Source organism: Pseudomonas sp. PS01300 (assembly GCF_029960155.1).
Lineage (GTDB): Bacteria > Pseudomonadota > Gammaproteobacteria > Pseudomonadales > Pseudomonadaceae > Aquipseudomonas > Aquipseudomonas palmensis.
On sequence record NZ_JASCPN010000044.1, the window covers coordinates 30,973 to 46,149 of the forward strand.

Consider the following 15,177-nt stretch of genomic DNA (forward strand, 5'->3'; position numbering starts at 1 on the left):
TCAGTGAGGTCCTTGTGGGAGCAAGCTTGACCCACGATTGGGTAAGCGCGGTCAGCCCTTTTTCTGGGTATGCATGTGATCGCGCCCCGCCAGCGTCGGGAACAGCTTGATCCACACGCCCGTCACCACCAGCGTGCCCACCCCGCCCAGCACCACCGCCGGCACGGTGCCGAACCAGTGCGCCGTGACCCCGGACTCGAACTCGCCCAGCTGGTTCGAGGCGCCGATGAACAACCCGTTCACCGCGCTTACCCGACCACGCATCTCGTCCGGCGTCTCCAGTTGCACGAACGCGCTGCGGATCACCATGCTGATCATGTCAGCCGCGCCCAGCACCGCCAGCACCGCCAGCGAGAACCAGAACGAGGTCGACAGGCCGAAGGCAATGGTCGCCACGCCAAAGACCCCCACCGCCGTGAACATCACCCGCCCGACCTTGCGCTCGATGGGGAAGCGCGCCAGCCACACCGACATCAGCAGCGCCCCCACCGCCGGCGCCGAGCGCAACAGGCCCAGGCCCCACGGGCCGGTCAGCAGGATGTCCTTGGCGAACACCGGCAGCAACGCCGTGGCGCCGCCCAGCAGCACGGCGAACAGGTCCAGCGACACCGCGCCGAGCACGTCCGGGCGGCTGCGAATGAAGCGAATGCCCGCCAGCAGCGATTCCAGGCTCGCCCGGCCCCGGTTGGCCGGCTGGCGGGCGGCGCTCAGGCGCAAGGTCAGGCCGCAGGCGATCACGTACAGCACCACGGTCGGGCCATACACCCACACGCTGCCAAACGCATACAGAAAGCCCCCCAGCGCCGGCGCGACGATGGTCGCCGACTGCATGGCCGAGGCCGACGCGGCCACTGCCCGCGGGAACAGCGCCGAGGGCACCACGTTGGGTAGCAACGCCTGGGTGGCCGGCATCTCGAAAGAGCGCGCACTGCCCAGCAGGAACGCCAGCACGAAGATCAGTTCGCGGGTCACGCTGTGGGTGCTGCTGCCCACCACCAGCGCCAGGGCGATCAGCGCCTGGGCGAACTGGCACAGCGCTGCCACCCGGCGCCGGTCATAGCGGTCGGCCACATGCCCGGTGTGCAGCATGAACAGCACCCGCGGGGCGAATTCCACCAGGCCCACCAGGCCCAGGTCGAGCACGTTGCCGGTCAGCTGATAGAGGTGCCAGCCGATGGCCACGGTGAGCATCTGGAAGCCGCTGGCAGTGAAAATTCGCGCGCACCAGAACGCCAGGAAGGGGCGGTGATGGCGCAGCAGGAGCGGGGCATGGTCTGACATGTGAGATACAGAGCCTTTGCGGGGGCGGCGGGGCAGATTATCACCAGTTTGTAACAGTAGGTTGCGAAAGCCGTCATCCCCGTGCGGTAGGCGCACCGATTCGTGTGTGCGTAAAGGGGGTGAGGCAACCGGTCACGCGGCAAACCACCACACAACCATGCGGCCCGTTCAGGACTATGCTTTCAGGCAATCGTTGACCTGGATCAATTGTTGTTTTTGCAACTGTTTCAAATGCAACGATGTGGCCGGAGGGCCGAATTCCCTGCGATTGCAAGTTTTCAGAACAATTCCAACTCGCCGCACTCAATGACGTAGGGGCAGTTGGCGCCAAGGCCGTGACCCTGACGCCGGATAACCTGACAGAGGAAGCACTATGTTCGGATTAGAGGCTCTAGATCTCGCCCGAATCCAGTTTGCGTTTACGATCTCTTTCCACATCCTGTTCCCGGCCATCACCATCGGCCTGGCGAGTTACCTGGCGGTGCTCGAAGGCCTGTGGCTCAAGACCCACAACAGCGTCTACCGCGACCTGTACCACTTCTGGTCGAAGATCTTTGCCGTCAACTTCGGCATGGGCGTGGTCTCCGGCCTGGTCATGGCGTACCAGTTCGGCACCAACTGGAGCCGCTTCTCGGACTTCGCCGGCTCGATCACCGGTCCGTTGCTGACCTATGAGGTGCTCACCGCGTTCTTCCTCGAAGCGGGCTTTCTGGGGGTCATGCTGTTCGGCTGGAACAAGGTCGGGCGCGGCCTGCACTTCTTCGCCACCATCATGGTCGCCGTCGGCACGCTGATCTCCACCTTCTGGATCCTGGCGTCCAACAGCTGGATGCAGACCCCGCAAGGTTATGAAATCGTCAACGGCGTGGTGATCCCGGTCGACTGGTTCGCGGTGATCTTCAACCCGTCCTTCCCCTACCGCCTGGCGCACATGGCCACGGCAGCATTCGTGGCCACGGCCTTCTTCGTCGGCGCCTCGGCCGCCTGGCACCTGCTGCGCGGCAAGGACAACCCGGCGATTCGCAAGATGCTCTCGATGGCCATGTGGATGGCGCTGATCGTGGCGCCGGTGCAGGCGGTGATCGGCGACTTCCACGGGCTCAACACCCTCAAGCACCAGCCGGTGAAGATCGCCGCCATCGAAGGCCACTGGGAAAACGTCGGCGACGAGCCGACCCCGCTGATCCTGTTCGGCATCCCCGACATGAAGAACGAGACCACCCACTTCAAGCTGGAGATCCCGGCGCTGGGCAGCCTGATCCTGACCCACAGCCTGGACAAGCAGGTGCCGGCGATGAAGGAGTTCCCGCCTGAAGACCGGCCCAACTCCACCGTGGTGTTCTGGTCGTTCCGCATCATGGTCGGGCTGGGCATGCTGATGATCGCCGTGGGCCTGTGGAGCCTGTGGCTGCGCAAGCGCGGCACCCTGTACAGCTCGCGCCCGTTCCTCTACCTGACCCTGTGGATGGGCCCGTCCGGGCTGATTGCGATCCTGGCCGGCTGGTTCACCACCGAGGTCGGTCGCCAGCCGTGGGTGGTGTACGGGCTGATGCGTACCGCCGATGGCGTGTCCAACCACAGCTATGCGCAACTGGGCATCACCCTGGTGATGTTCGTGGTGGTGTACTTCGCGCTGTTCGGCGCGGGGCTCGGCTACATGATGCGTCTGGTGCGCAAGGGGCCGGAAACCGGCGAGGGCGACGAGCCGACCCATGGCGGGCCTGGCCAGCAACGCACCCCGGCGCGGCCGTTGTCGGCTGCCGACGACGACCATGCCGACGACCACGCCAGCCTGAGCAAGGGGAACTGACTCATGGGTATTGATCTTCCGCTTATCTGGGCCGTGATCATCATCTTCGGCATCATGATGTACGTGGTGATGGACGGCTTCGACCTGGGCATTGGCATCCTGTTTCCCTTCGTCAAGGGCGAGCGCGACCGCGATGTGATGATGAACACCGTCGCCCCGGTCTGGGACGGCAACGAGACCTGGCTGGTGCTGGGCGGGGCGGCGCTGTTCGGCGCCTTCCCGCTGGCCTATGCGGTGGTGCTCTCGGCGCTGTACCTGCCGTTGATGCTGATGCTGATGGGGCTGATCTTCCGTGGCGTGGCCTTCGAGTTCCGCTTCAAGGCCAAGGCCGACAAGCGCCACCTGTGGGACAAGGCGTTCATCGGCGGCTCGCTGGCCGCAACCTTCTTCCAGGGCGTGGCACTGGGCGCATTCATCGAAGGCTTCAAGGTGGTCGAACGCAACTACGCAGGCGGCTCGCTGGACTGGCTGACGCCGTTCAGCCTGTTCTGCGGGGTGGGGCTGATCGTGGCCTATGCCTTGCTCGGCTGCACCTGGCTGATCATGAAGACCGAAGGCCCGTTGCAGAGCAAGATGCATGACCTGGCGCGCCCACTGGCCTTCGTGCTGCTGGCCGTGACCGGTGTGGTGAGTATCTGGACGCCGCTGGCGCATCCGGACATCGCCACGCGCTGGTTCAGCCTGCCCAACCTGTTCTGGTTCCTGCCGGTGCCGATCCTGGTGCTGGTCACCCTGTACGGGCTGGTGCGGGCGGTGGCACGCCATGCCCACTACACCCCGTTCCTGCTGACGTTGGTGCTGATCTTCCTGGGCTACAGCGGGCTGGGCATCAGCCTGTGGCCGAACATCATCCCGCCGTCGATCTCGATCTGGGACGCCGCAGCGCCGCCGCAGAGCCAGGGCTTCATGCTGGTGGGCACGCTGTTCATCATCCCGTTCATCCTGGGCTACACCTTCTGGAGCTACTACGTGTTCCGCGGCAAGGTGACCCACGACGACGGCTATCACTAGGAGGGCCTGGCAATGACTGGCAAAGACACCTTCGAACCGGAGAAAAAGCCGCTGATGCAGCGCCTGGGCTGGCTGCTGCTGATCTGGGCAGTGAGCGTGGCAAGCCTGGCCGTGGTGGCCTGGCTGATGCGGATGTTCATGGCGGCGGCGGGCTTGAGTACCCACTGAGCCAAGGTATTTCCCATCCCGCCCTGGGCGGGTTTACACCCTGCGCCGCGTGAGCTGCGCAGGGTTTTTTTTGCCTGTTCCGGCCGCCTGGCGCAGGAGCCGCTTGCCGGCGAAGGTGTCGGCCCCGTACCCGGCCTACTTGCGCGCCTTGAGCACCACGAACTTCGGCGTGGCTGCCACCTGCTCCACTCCCCGGAACAATCGCGCCAGCTTGCTGTGATAGCCCAGGTGCCGATTGCCCACGATGTACAGCGCCCCGCCCACCACCAGTGCCTCGCGTGCCTGCTGGAACATGCGCCAGGCGAGAAAGTCCCCCACTACCTGCTGCTGGTGAAACGGCGGGTTGCACAGCACCACGTCCAGGGACTGCGGTGCCTGCCCGGCCAGCCCGTCGTCGGCGCGCACCGTCACGGCTCGCTCGCCCAGCGCCGCCTGCCAGTTCTGCTCGGCCGACTGCACCGCCATGTACGACTCGTCCACCAGGGTGTAGTGCGCCTGCGGGTTGGCCAGCGCGCTGACGATGCCCAGCACGCCGTTGCCGCAGCCAAGGTCGGCCACCCGCGCATCGCCCAGGTCGCGGGGCAGATGTGGCAGGAAGGCACGGGTACCGATATCCAGCCCTTCGCGGCAGAACACATTGGCGTGGTTCACCAGCTCCAGCGGTGGTTGCTCCAGCTTATAACGGGTGGGGTAGGGCGAGGCCGCCGCCGCCCTGGGCTCGGCCGTGGCGATCAGCAGGCGCGCCTTCTTGCGCGCCAGCGATGCCTGCACCGGGCCGATGTACTTCTCCAGCAGGTCGCCGGCTGCCCGTGGCAGGTGCTTGATCATCGCCCCGGCGATTACCTGCGCGCCGGGTGCCAACTGGCCCTGCAGCCGGATCAACTGCTCTTCGAGCAGCGCCAGGGTCTTGGGTACGCGCACCAGCACCCGGTCGAACGGCCCCTGCCAATGCTGGCTGGCGGCGATGAAGGGCACGCTGTCGAATGCCTGGCCATTGCGCACCAGGTTCTTCTCCAGTGCCAGCCGGGCCAGGTAGGAGTCGCCGCTGCCCAGCACCTGGACATGTGCGCGCAGGCTGATGGCCAGCGCGCCGAAGCTGTCGTTGAGTACCAGTACCCGGCTCGTGGCAGGCAGCGCCTGCGCGGCCAGGTGTTCGAGCAGGTACTCGTCGGCCGCGTCGAAGGCCTGCAAGGGGTCGTTGGCGTATTCGGGCTGGCGAAGCAGCTCGAGCTCGGCGAAGGGGGTGATCAACAGGGGCATGGCGTAGGGCTCTGGGCTTTGGCGCGCGCGCTGGGGCTTGGCGCTGGACGGGCGCAGATTCTACAGCGTTTTTGCAGGTGGGGAGGGGGGTGTTGGCGAGCAGAACCTCAGATCAACCCGTACTGGGTGGCGATGGCGACCGCGCTGGTCTTGTTGGTGGTGTTGAGTTTGCTGGTGATGCTGCGGATATGAAAATTGACCGTGCTTCTGGACAGCGTGAGGATGCAACTGATGTCTTCGGCAGTCTTGCCGGCAGCGGTCCACTGCAGCACCTCGCGTTCCCGGGGCGAGAGTGCCTGCACACGGGCCTTGGGCGGATGCAACTTGGCAACCATCAGGGTGTGCAGCAGGTTGCACAGCCACAGGGTCTGGGCCGACTTTTCGTACAGTTCCGCCATGCTCACTTCGCCCTGCCGGCGTGATACGCACAGCACGCTTTCGTTGCCGCGCAGGTCCTGGGTGCCCTGGCTCCAACCATGGCACAGGCCATGTTCGCACGCCGTCTGTCGCAACTCGGGGGCTTGCTTGTACAACTGCGGGGACCACAGCACCGGCATGTTCGAATGATGGCAATGCACAAGCACCGGGTCGATGCGCGCGTACTCGTTCTTCTTGTAGAGCTCGTTCCATTCGGCCGGGTAGTTGTTGAACATCATGACCTGCGGGCCTTCGGCGACCGTCCTGCCGTTCAGGCGGTATGCCAGAAACTCCATGTCCAGTTGCTCGGCCAGTGACAGTGCAGTGGCAAACATCTGTTGCTGGTTTTCCTCCTGCGTCAGTTGTTGCAACTGCTCCTGCTTCCAATATGGCATTTGAGCCTCCGTGCACCTTTGCAATTTAGTCACCCTGGATCGAGTGTAGGAAAAGTCGCACGTTGTTCTAGGTTTTTTTTGCTATAGAAATGTTCCAGTGCTCTACATAAAAATAGGGTTGTACAACCCGCGTTACATGTTTTGTTACGTGGTTGAAACACATGAGCGTAATGCCATTACATCGCGGCGGTGTTTATCCCGTCAGCTTTGCGCGACACTGTGTTTACCTGAATTGTGGAGCACACCATGACTGCCAGTGCGGAGAAGTTCACCCGCCAGACCCTGCTCGATGTCCAGCCGCTGACCCCCAACCTGTTCAGCCTGCGCGTAACCCGTGATCCCGGTTTTCGATTCCGGGCCGGCCAGTTTGCTCGCCTGGGCGTGACCCGTGCCGATGGCAGCGTGGTGTGGCGGGCGTACTCGATGGTCTCGTCGCCGTTCGACGAGTACCTGGACTTTTTCTCGATCGTCGTGCCCGGCGGCGAGTTCACCAGTGAGCTGAGCCGGCTGCGCGAGGGTGACCAACTGTTGATCGACCGCCAGGCGTTCGGTTTCCTGACCCTCGATCGCTTCGCCGACGGGCGGGACCTGTGGTTGCTGGCGACCGGTACCGGCATTGCACCCTTCATGTCGATACTGCAGGACTTCGAAGCCTGGGAGCGGTTCGACACCATCAAGCTGGTCTATTCGGTGCGCGAAGCCAGGGAGCTCGCCTATCAGCAGGAGATCGCCGGCCTGGAGCAGCGCGACTACCTGGCCGAACATGCGGGCAAGCTGCAGTTCATTCCGGTGGTCACCCGCGAGCAACACCCGGGTGCGCTGAACGGGCGTATCACCACCCTGATCGAGAACGGCGAACTGGAGCGTGCGGCCGGCCTGGCGCTGACCCCCGAACATTCGCGGGTGATGCTCTGCGGCAACCCGCAGATGATCGACGACACCCGCCAGGTGCTCAAGGCGCGTGATCTTCAACTGAGCCTCAGCCGCCGGCCGGGCCAGGTGGCGGTGGAAAACTACTGGTAGACAGCACAACGGCGCCCGAAGGCGCCGTTACGGTCAGGCAGGCCCGATTCAGGGCTGCTGGTTCTGCGCCTTGAGCAGGTCGCGAATTTCGCCCAGCAGTTCTTCTTCCTTGGTGGGTACCGGCGGCAGGGTCGGGGCCACCGCTTCTTCGCGCTTGAGGCGGTTGATCACCTTCACGCCCATGAAGATCGCGAAGGCCACGATCAGAAAGTCGATCACCGTCTGGATGAACTTGCCATAGGCCAGCACCACCGCCGGCGCGTCACCCTCGGCCGCCTTGAGCACCACCGCCAGATCACTGAAGTCCACTCCACCGATCAGCAGGCCCAGGGGTGGCATCACCACATCGCCAACAAACGATGAAACGATTTTGCCGAACGCGGCGCCGATGATGATACCGACGGCCATGTCGACCACGTTGCCCTTGACCGCGAAGGCCTTGAATTCACTGATCACGCCCATGGTTTATTCCCTGTAACAGATGAGATTGGTCATCGCAGTGTAAATCAGCTATGCGCTTCATGCTCCGCGTTGCAGTAAAAGACCCCGGCTATGCCGAATAGTTTTGTCGCCCAGGCGGCGCCCCGCAGCTGGGTCGGCTCGGCTATCATGGCCCCTTTTTCCAGGAGACTGCCCCATGGCCAAGGCCAAGCGCATGTACGGCTGCACCGAGTGCGGCGCGACCTTTCCCAAGTGGGCGGGCCAGTGCGGCGAATGCGGCGCGTGGAACACCCTGGTCGAGACCATGATCGAAAGTGGCGGCGCCGCGGCGCCTGCCGGGCGCACCGGCTGGGCCGGGCAACAGGCGCAGATCAAGACCCTGGCCGAGGTCAGTGTCGAGGAGATCCCGCGTTTCAGCACCGCCAGCGCCGAGCTGGACCGCGTGCTCGGTGGCGGCCTGGTCGATGGATCGGTGGTGCTGATTGGCGGTGACCCGGGCATCGGCAAGTCCACCATCCTGCTGCAGACCCTGTGCAACATTGCCACGCGCATGCCGGCGCTGTACGTCACCGGGGAAGAATCCCAGCAGCAGGTGGCCATGCGTGCCCGTCGCCTGGGCCTGCCGCAGGATCAGTTGCGGGTGATGACCGAGACCTGCATCGAAACCATCATTGCCACCGCGCGGGTCGAAAAGCCCAAGGTGATGGTGATCGACTCCATCCAGACCATCTTCACCGAACAGTTGCAGTCGGCGCCCGGTGGCGTGTCGCAGGTACGCGAGAGTGCCGCCTTGCTGGTGCGCTATGCCAAGCAGAGCGGCACGGCGATCTTCCTGGTCGGCCACGTGACCAAGGAGGGCGCGTTGGCCGGGCCGCGGGTACTGGAACACATGGTCGACACCGTGCTGTATTTCGAGGGCGAGTCCGACGGTCGCCTGCGCCTGCTGCGCGCGGTGAAGAACCGCTTTGGTGCGGTCAACGAGCTGGGCGTGTTCGGCATGACCGACCGCGGCCTCAAGGAAGTCTCCAACCCGTCGGCGATCTTCCTCACCCGTGCCCAGGAGGAAGTGCCGGGCAGCGTGGTGATGGCCACCTGGGAAGGTACCCGGCCGATGCTGGTGGAGGTGCAGGCGCTGGTGGATGAAAGCCACATGGCCAACCCGCGCCGTGTGACCCTGGGCCTGGACCAGAACCGCCTGGCCATGTTGCTGGCGGTGCTGCATCGCCATGGCGGCATCCCCACCCACGACCAGGACGTGTTTCTCAACGTGGTGGGCGGGGTCAAGGTACTGGAGACCGCGTCGGACCTGGCCTTGATGGCGGCGGTGATGTCGAGCCTGCGCAACCGCCCGCTGCCACACGACCTGCTGGTGTTCGGCGAGGTGGGCCTGTCTGGTGAAGTGCGCCCGGTGCCGAGCGGGCAGGAGCGCCTGAAGGAGGCCGCCAAACATGGCTTCAAGCGCGCCATCGTGCCCAAGGGCAACGCGCCCAAGGAAGCGCCGCCGGGGCTGCAGGTGATTGCGGTGACGCGCCTGGAGCAGGCGCTGGATGCGTTGTTCGAGTAACACAAAAAAGGCCGGTGAAGATCACCGGCCTTTTCTCCTCGTGCTGTCTAGTGCTCGGCGGCAGTCTCTCGCCTCACCACCTTGCTCCCATGCTCATCCTTCTCCAGCAACGGAATCTCCTTGCCCTCGGCATCGAACAGCTTGCCGTCTTCGAAGTAGTCGCCGTCACGCAGCCCCGAAATGTCCGAGTAGTTCAGCGTGCGCTCGGAGGCGGCCACGAACACCGACTGATGATCGGAGTTGCCGGTCTTGAAGTGGTTGAACACCAGGTTCAGCAGAATCGCCATGATCGCCGACGAACTGATGCCGGAGTGGAAGATGGTCTCGAACCAGTTCGGGAACTGCGCGTAGAAGTTGGGCGCGGCAATCGGGATCATGCCGAAGCCCAGTGAGGCGGCCACGATGATCAGGTTCATGTTGTTGCGGTAGTCCACCTTGGACAGCGTGCGGATACCACTGGCCGCCACGGTGCCGAACAGCACGATCCCCGCGCCACCCAGTACCGAGGTCGGTACGGCGGCAATCACCCGGCCCATGATCGGCAGCAGGCCCAGCACCACCAGGATCACGCCACCGGTGGCCACCACGTAGCGGCTCTTCACCCCGGTCACGGCCACCAGGCCGACGTTCTGGGCGAATGCGCTCTGGGTGAACGAACCGAAGATCGGCGCCAGGATGCTCGAGGCCATGTCGGCACGCAGGCCATCGCCCAGGCGCTTGGAGTCGACCTTGGTGTCGATGATCTCACCTACCGCGAGGATGTCGGCCGAGGTTTCCACCAGGGTCACCATGATCACGATGCACATCGACAGGATGGCCGCGATATGGAAGGTCGGCATGCCGAAGTGGAATGGGGTAGGGAAGGCCACCAGCGGACCTTCGAGCACCTTGCTGAAATCAGCCATGCCCAGCGACCAGGCGATCAGGGTGCCGAACACCATCGCCAGCAGGATCGACAGCCGCGAGATCGCCGCGCTGCCCAGCTTGCTCAGTATCAGCACGATCAGGAAGGTCACCGCCGCCAGGCCGATGTTGGACATGCTGCCGAAGTCCGGTGCCTTGCTGTTGCCGCCCATGACCCAGCGCGCCGCGACCGGCATCAGGGTCAGGCCGATGGTGGTGATCACGATGCCGGTCACCAGTGGCGGGAAGAACTTGGTGATGCGCGAGAACACCGGGGTGATCAGAAACCCGATCAACGAGGCCGCCATCACCGCGCCCAGCACCCCCGGCAGGCCGCCGCCGCCCTCGCTGCTGAGAATCGCGCCCATGGTGGCCACGCCGGCAAACGAAACGCCCTGTACCAGCGGCAACTGGCAACCGAAGAACGGCAGGCCCAGGGTCTGCAGCAGGGTCGCCAGGCCACCGGCAAACAGCGATGCGGCAATCAGCAGGCCGATGTCGGCCGGGCCCAGGCCGGCCGCCTGGCCGAGAATCAGCGGTACCGCGACGATACCGCCGTACATGGTGAGTACGTGTTGCAGCCCGTACGCCAGGTTGGCGCCGAGCCCCAGGTTCTCGTCTTCAGGACGTGATGCCGTGGACGTGTCGGGGGAGGACGTAGTCATGGGAGCAGGTTCTCTGTTTTATTGTTGTGGCGCTACTGTAGACAACTCGTGCCATTCATTGCCAGAACAATTGTATACAATTTTTAGATTGGCACAGGGACAGTCAGGTCATTGGTTTGGGTGCAGGCGTGGATGCAGTTATCGTTCCAACACGCAGCACCAGGCCCGCCAGGGCTGGGTCCGGTGGCATGAACGGCTGTTTGAAAGCTGTCTGGGTGGACAGGAAGGCGGGGCGGGGTCAGGTCGGTAGCGGGCTAAAAGATTTCAAATGTCGATGAGTTGATGGAATTCGCGCTCCAGTTCGGTGCGATCGGCCAGGTTGAGCTCCACCAGGCGGCACAGGTGCTCCAGCGAATCGAGGTCGATGTGCTCGCAGATAAACCCCAGCTGGGTGTCGTCGACATGGCGCAGTTCCACCGTCATGGTGACAAACGCCTCTTCACCCAGGCGTATCTGCGCAGCGAACGGCCGCTCGAGGTCGGCGTCCCAGGCCTTGGGCGCCTCGATCAGCAGGCCCTTGAGCGACAGGTCGAGCAGGTTGACCGGCCAGCGTCGTTCGCCCTGGAGCAGTTCGGTCGGTGCATCGAAGGGTATGCGCTGGAAGCGCCGGCGTTCTGGGTGATCGCTCATGGTGGAGGCCCTTTGCAGTAGAACCTGGCTGGAACCTGACTGACTATAGCTCAGGGCTTGCCAGCATGATCGCGAACGCGCATAACGAGACTGTGGGCGGGGCTGCAGGCTCTAGACCAAAGCAAGTATGGCAATGCGCCAAGACTCGCCCTAGACTCGATGGGCGGTCTTTCATATCCACTAGCTGGAAGCAAACCATGAACAACAATAATAGCCTGCTACGCCATATACCGTGGCTGCTGCTGGCAGTCCTGGGGGCCTGTGCGCTGGGTGTGGTTGCCCTGCGCCGTGGCGAAGCGATCAACGCCTTGTGGATTGTGGTTGCCTCGGTAGCCCTCTACCTGGTCGCCTACCGTTACTACAGTCTGTTCATCGCCACCAAGGTGATGCAGCTGGACCCGCGCCGGGCCACCCCGGCGGTGCTCAACAACGATGGTCTGGACTACGTGCCGACCAACAAGCACATCCTGTTCGGTCACCACTTCGCGGCCATCGCCGGCGCTGGCCCGCTGGTGGGCCCGGTACTGGCTGCGCAGATGGGCTATCTGCCCGGTACGCTCTGGCTGATCGCCGGCGTGGTACTGGCCGGTGCAGTGCAGGACTTCATGATCCTGTTCCTGTCCACCCGCCGCAACGGTCGCTCGCTGGGCGACATGGTGCGTGAGGAAATGGGCCGCATTCCCGGCACCATCGCCCTGTTCGGCTGCTTCCTGATCATGATCATCATCCTTGCGGTGCTGGCGCTGATCGTGGTCAAGGCCCTGGCCGAAAGCCCATGGGGCATGTTCACGGTGATGGCGACCATCCCCATCGCGATGTTCATGGGCGTTTACATGCGTTATATCCGCCCGGGCCGCATCGGCGAGATCTCGCTGATCGGTGTGGTGCTGCTGTTGCTGTCCATCTGGCTAGGGGGCCTGGTGGCCGCCGATCCGGTGTGGGGCCCGGCGTTCACCTTCACCGGCGTGCAGATCACCTGGATGCTTGTGGGCTATGGCTTCGTCGCTGCCGTGCTGCCGGTATGGCTGGTGCTGGCGCCGCGTGACTACCTCTCTACCTTCCTCAAGATCGGTACCATCATTGCCCTGGCCATCGGCATCCTGGTGCTGGCGCCCGAGCTGAAGATGCCGGCGCTGACCCAGTTCACCGACGGCACCGGCCCGGTGTGGAAGGGCACCCTGTTCCCGTTCCTGTTCATTACCATCGCCTGTGGCGCGGTATCGGGTTTCCATGCGCTGATCTCCTCGGGCACCACGCCCAAGCTGCTGGACAACGAAGTCAACGCCCGCTACATCGGCTATGGCGGCATGCTGATGGAGTCGTTCGTCGCGATCATGGCCATGGTTGCCGCCTCGGTGATCGAGCCGGGCGTGTACTTCGCCATGAACAGCCCGGCCGCGGTGGTCGGTGCCGACGTGGTGTCGGTGGCGCAGACAGTCAGCAGTTGGGGCTTTGCCATCACCCCCGAGCAGCTCGAGGCGGTCGCCCGGGACATCGGCGAGCACACCGTGCTGGCCCGTGCCGGTGGTGCGCCGACCCTGGCGGTGGGTATCGCGCAGATCCTGCACCAGGTACTGCCGGGTGAAAACACCATGGCGTTCTGGTACCACTTCGCGATCCTGTTCGAAGCCCTGTTCATCCTCACTGCGGTAGACGCCGGTACGCGTGCCGGGCGCTTCATGCTGCAGGACCTGCTGGGCTCGTTCGTGCCGGCGCTCAAGCGCACCGAGTCGTGGGGCGCCAACCTGCTCGCTACCGCCGGCTGTGTGGCGTTGTGGGGCTACCTGCTGTACCAGGGCGTGATCGACCCGCTGGGTGGCATCAACACCTTGTGGCCGCTGTTCGGCATCTCCAACCAGATGCTGGCCGGTATCGCGCTGATGCTCGGCACCGTGGTGCTGATCAAGATGAAGCGCCAGCAGTACATGTGGGTCACCCTGGTGCCGGCGGTATGGCTGCTGATCTGCACCACCACCGCAGGCTTCATCAAGCTGTTCGACCCGAACCCGGCGGTGGGCTTCCTGGCCCTGGCCAACAAGTACAGCGCGGCGCTGGACGCCGGTCAGGTACTGGCCCCGGCCAAGGACATCGCGCAGATGCAGCACGTGATCTTCAACGCGTACACCAACGCGACGCTGACCGCGCTGTTCCTGTTCGTGGTGTTCAGCATCCTGTTCTTCGCGCTCAAGGTCGGTATCCGCGCCTTGAACAAGAAAGAACGTACCGACAAGGAATCGCCGTTCCAGGCCTTGCCGGACGCGTAAACCAAGAGGATTGCAGACATGTTCAACGATCTCGGTCGACTGGGTAAGTACCTGGGGCAGGCAGCCCGCCTGATGGTCGGCATGCCCGACTACGACAATTACGTCGAGCATATGCAAACCCGGCACCCCGACCTGCCGCCGATGACCTACGAGGAGTTCTTCCGGGAACGCCAGGAGGCGCGCTACGGCGGCAAGGGCGGGCCCAAGTGCTGTTGAAAGACGGCACCGCCCGCGTGTGACAAACCTGTGGGAGCCCGGGCAGCCGGGCTCCCACAGTCATTTCAGTGTTCAGGAGATTTTCCGTGCAACCCATTCCCGTCACCGTGCTCAGCGGTTTTCTGGGGGCCGGCAAGACCACCTTGCTGCGTCACCTGCTCAAGGCCGAGCACGGCCTGAAAATCGCCGTGATCGAAAACGAGTTCAGCGACGCCGGCATCGACACCCAACTGCTGGGCGACGAACCGGTGCAGGTCATGACCCTGGCCAACGGCTGCGTGTGCTGCACCATCCACACCGACCTGACCAAGGCGCTGTTCCTGCTGCTGGAGCGTCTGGACAGCGGCGAAATTGCCTTCGACCGGCTGGTGATCGAGTGCACCGGCCTGGCCGACCCGGCACCGGTGGCGCAGACCTTCTTCATCGACGAAGAGCTGCGCGAGCGCTACATCCTCGACGGCATCATCACCCTGGTGGATGCCGCGCATGCCGACCTGCACCTGACCCAGACCATCGCCCAGGCCCAGGTCGGGTTTGCCGATCGCCTGCTGGTGAGCAAGACCGACCTGGTCGATGCGGCCGCGTTCGAGGCTTTGAGCCAGCGCCTGGCGCGGATCAACCGACGTGCGCCGATCCGTGTGGTGGACAACGGCAGGATCGACCTGGCCGAGATGCTGGATGTGCGCGGGTTCAACCTCAACGCCAGCCTCAACCTGCGGCCTGTTGTGGCGGCGGGCAACAGCCTGGACCGGATCTCCAGCATGGTGCTGCGTACCGATGTGCCGCTGGATATCGACCGGCTGAGCGAGTTCATGAACCAATTGCTGGAGGCGCATGGCAAGCAGCTATTGCGCTACAAGGGCGTGTTGAACATTGCTGGCGAGGATCGGCGGCTGGTGTTTCAGGGCGTGCTGAAGCTCTATGGCTTCGACTGGGATACCGAGTGGGCCGAAGGCGAACAGCGCGAGAGTGTGATGGTGTTCATTGCCGATGACCTGCCCGAGGCGAAGATTCGCGAGGGGTTCGAGGCCTTGGGTCGCCCCTGAGGGCCCATCGCGGGTCAAGCCCGCTCCCACAGGTTTACTACCCATCTGGAGGGCTATGAAATCCTGTGGGAGCGGGCTTGACC

Annotated in this window: 14 protein-coding genes; 8 read left to right on the forward strand and 6 right to left on the reverse strand. The window is 63.9% G+C overall.

All coding sequences use genetic code 11. The annotated features are described in order from the left end of the window. Positions 1-51 precede the first annotated feature (51 nt). Positions 52-1,281 (reverse strand): MFS transporter, encoded by a 1,230-nt coding sequence (locus QMX96_RS19290; protein ID WP_043860579.1) that lies wholly within the window; start codon positions 1,279-1,281, stop codon positions 52-54. A 373-nt stretch (positions 1,282-1,654) separates the two neighbouring features. Here QMX96_RS19290 and QMX96_RS19295 point away from each other — a divergent pair, with 373 nt between their 5' ends. From QMX96_RS19295 to QMX96_RS19305, 3 genes are read left to right on the forward strand one after another with little or no spacing between them, the layout of a single operon-like run. Next, a complete protein-coding gene (locus tag QMX96_RS19295) occupies positions 1,655-3,091 on the forward strand; it encodes a cytochrome ubiquinol oxidase subunit I (RefSeq protein ID WP_043860578.1) in 1,437 nt (478 codons plus the stop codon). A 3-nt stretch (positions 3,092-3,094) separates the two neighbouring features. Beyond that, positions 3,095-4,102 carry a cytochrome d ubiquinol oxidase subunit II gene (gene cydB, locus QMX96_RS19300; RefSeq protein ID WP_043860577.1) on the forward strand — a complete coding sequence of 336 codons (1,008 nt, stop codon included), beginning with the start codon at positions 3,095-3,097 and terminating at the stop codon, positions 4,100-4,102. Between the two features lie 12 nt (positions 4,103-4,114). Beyond that, positions 4,115-4,270: a DUF2474 domain-containing protein gene (locus QMX96_RS19305; RefSeq protein ID WP_043860576.1), complete on the forward strand. Its 156-nt coding sequence runs from the start codon at positions 4,115-4,117 to the stop codon at positions 4,268-4,270. Positions 4,271-4,405: 135 nt separating this feature from the next. On the opposite strand, the gene QMX96_RS19310 is transcribed toward QMX96_RS19305, so the two are convergent. Next, positions 4,406-5,530 carry a methyltransferase gene (locus QMX96_RS19310; protein WP_282362235.1) on the reverse strand — a complete coding sequence of 375 codons (1,125 nt, stop codon included), beginning with the start codon at positions 5,528-5,530 and terminating at the stop codon, positions 4,406-4,408. A 107-nt stretch (positions 5,531-5,637) separates the two neighbouring features. After that, positions 5,638-6,342 carry a LuxR family transcriptional regulator gene (locus QMX96_RS19315; RefSeq protein WP_043860574.1) on the reverse strand — a complete coding sequence of 235 codons (705 nt, stop codon included), beginning with the start codon at positions 6,340-6,342 and terminating at the stop codon, positions 5,638-5,640. Between the two features lie 246 nt (positions 6,343-6,588). On the opposite strand from QMX96_RS19315, the gene QMX96_RS19320 reads away from it, so the two are divergent. Further along, on the forward strand, positions 6,589-7,365 hold the full coding sequence (locus tag QMX96_RS19320; RefSeq protein ID WP_043860573.1) for a ferredoxin--NADP reductase: 777 nt from the start codon (positions 6,589-6,591) through the stop codon (positions 7,363-7,365). Positions 7,366-7,413: 48 nt separating this feature from the next. On the opposite strand, the gene mscL is transcribed toward QMX96_RS19320, so the two are convergent. After that, positions 7,414-7,827: a large-conductance mechanosensitive channel protein MscL gene (gene mscL, locus QMX96_RS19325; RefSeq protein ID WP_054916565.1), complete on the reverse strand. Its 414-nt coding sequence runs from the start codon at positions 7,825-7,827 to the stop codon at positions 7,414-7,416. A gap of 175 nt (positions 7,828-8,002) precedes the next feature. Here mscL and radA point away from each other — a divergent pair, with 175 nt between their 5' ends. Further along, positions 8,003-9,370, forward strand: a complete 1,368-nt coding sequence (gene radA / locus QMX96_RS19330) for a DNA repair protein RadA (RefSeq protein WP_054916566.1) — start codon at positions 8,003-8,005, stop codon at positions 9,368-9,370. A gap of 47 nt (positions 9,371-9,417) precedes the next feature. Here radA and QMX96_RS19335 read toward each other — a convergent pair whose 3' ends face one another. Further along, positions 9,418-10,938, reverse strand: a complete 1,521-nt coding sequence (locus tag QMX96_RS19335; protein ID WP_210015157.1) for a nucleobase:cation symporter-2 family protein — start codon at positions 10,936-10,938, stop codon at positions 9,418-9,420. A gap of 264 nt (positions 10,939-11,202) precedes the next feature. Then, complete coding sequence (locus QMX96_RS19340) at positions 11,203-11,568, reverse strand: PilZ domain-containing protein (protein WP_058540734.1); 366 nt, start codon at positions 11,566-11,568, stop codon at positions 11,203-11,205. 197 nt (positions 11,569-11,765) lie between these two features. Between QMX96_RS19340 and QMX96_RS19345 the strand changes: the two genes are divergently transcribed. The 3 genes from QMX96_RS19345 (at position 11,766) to yjiA (ending at position 15,094) form a co-directional block, all read left to right on the forward strand. Beyond that, positions 11,766-13,832, forward strand: a complete 2,067-nt coding sequence (locus QMX96_RS19345; protein WP_043860566.1) for a carbon starvation CstA family protein — start codon at positions 11,766-11,768, stop codon at positions 13,830-13,832. An 18-nt stretch (positions 13,833-13,850) separates the two neighbouring features. Continuing rightward, on the forward strand, positions 13,851-14,048 hold the full coding sequence (locus QMX96_RS19350; protein WP_043860565.1) for a YbdD/YjiX family protein: 198 nt from the start codon (positions 13,851-13,853) through the stop codon (positions 14,046-14,048). Positions 14,049-14,134: 86 nt separating this feature from the next. Then, positions 14,135-15,094, forward strand: coding sequence for a GTPase (yjiA, locus tag QMX96_RS19355; protein ID WP_043860564.1), 960 nt, complete (start codon positions 14,135-14,137; stop codon positions 15,092-15,094). The last annotated feature ends 83 nt before the right edge of the window (positions 15,095-15,177 follow it).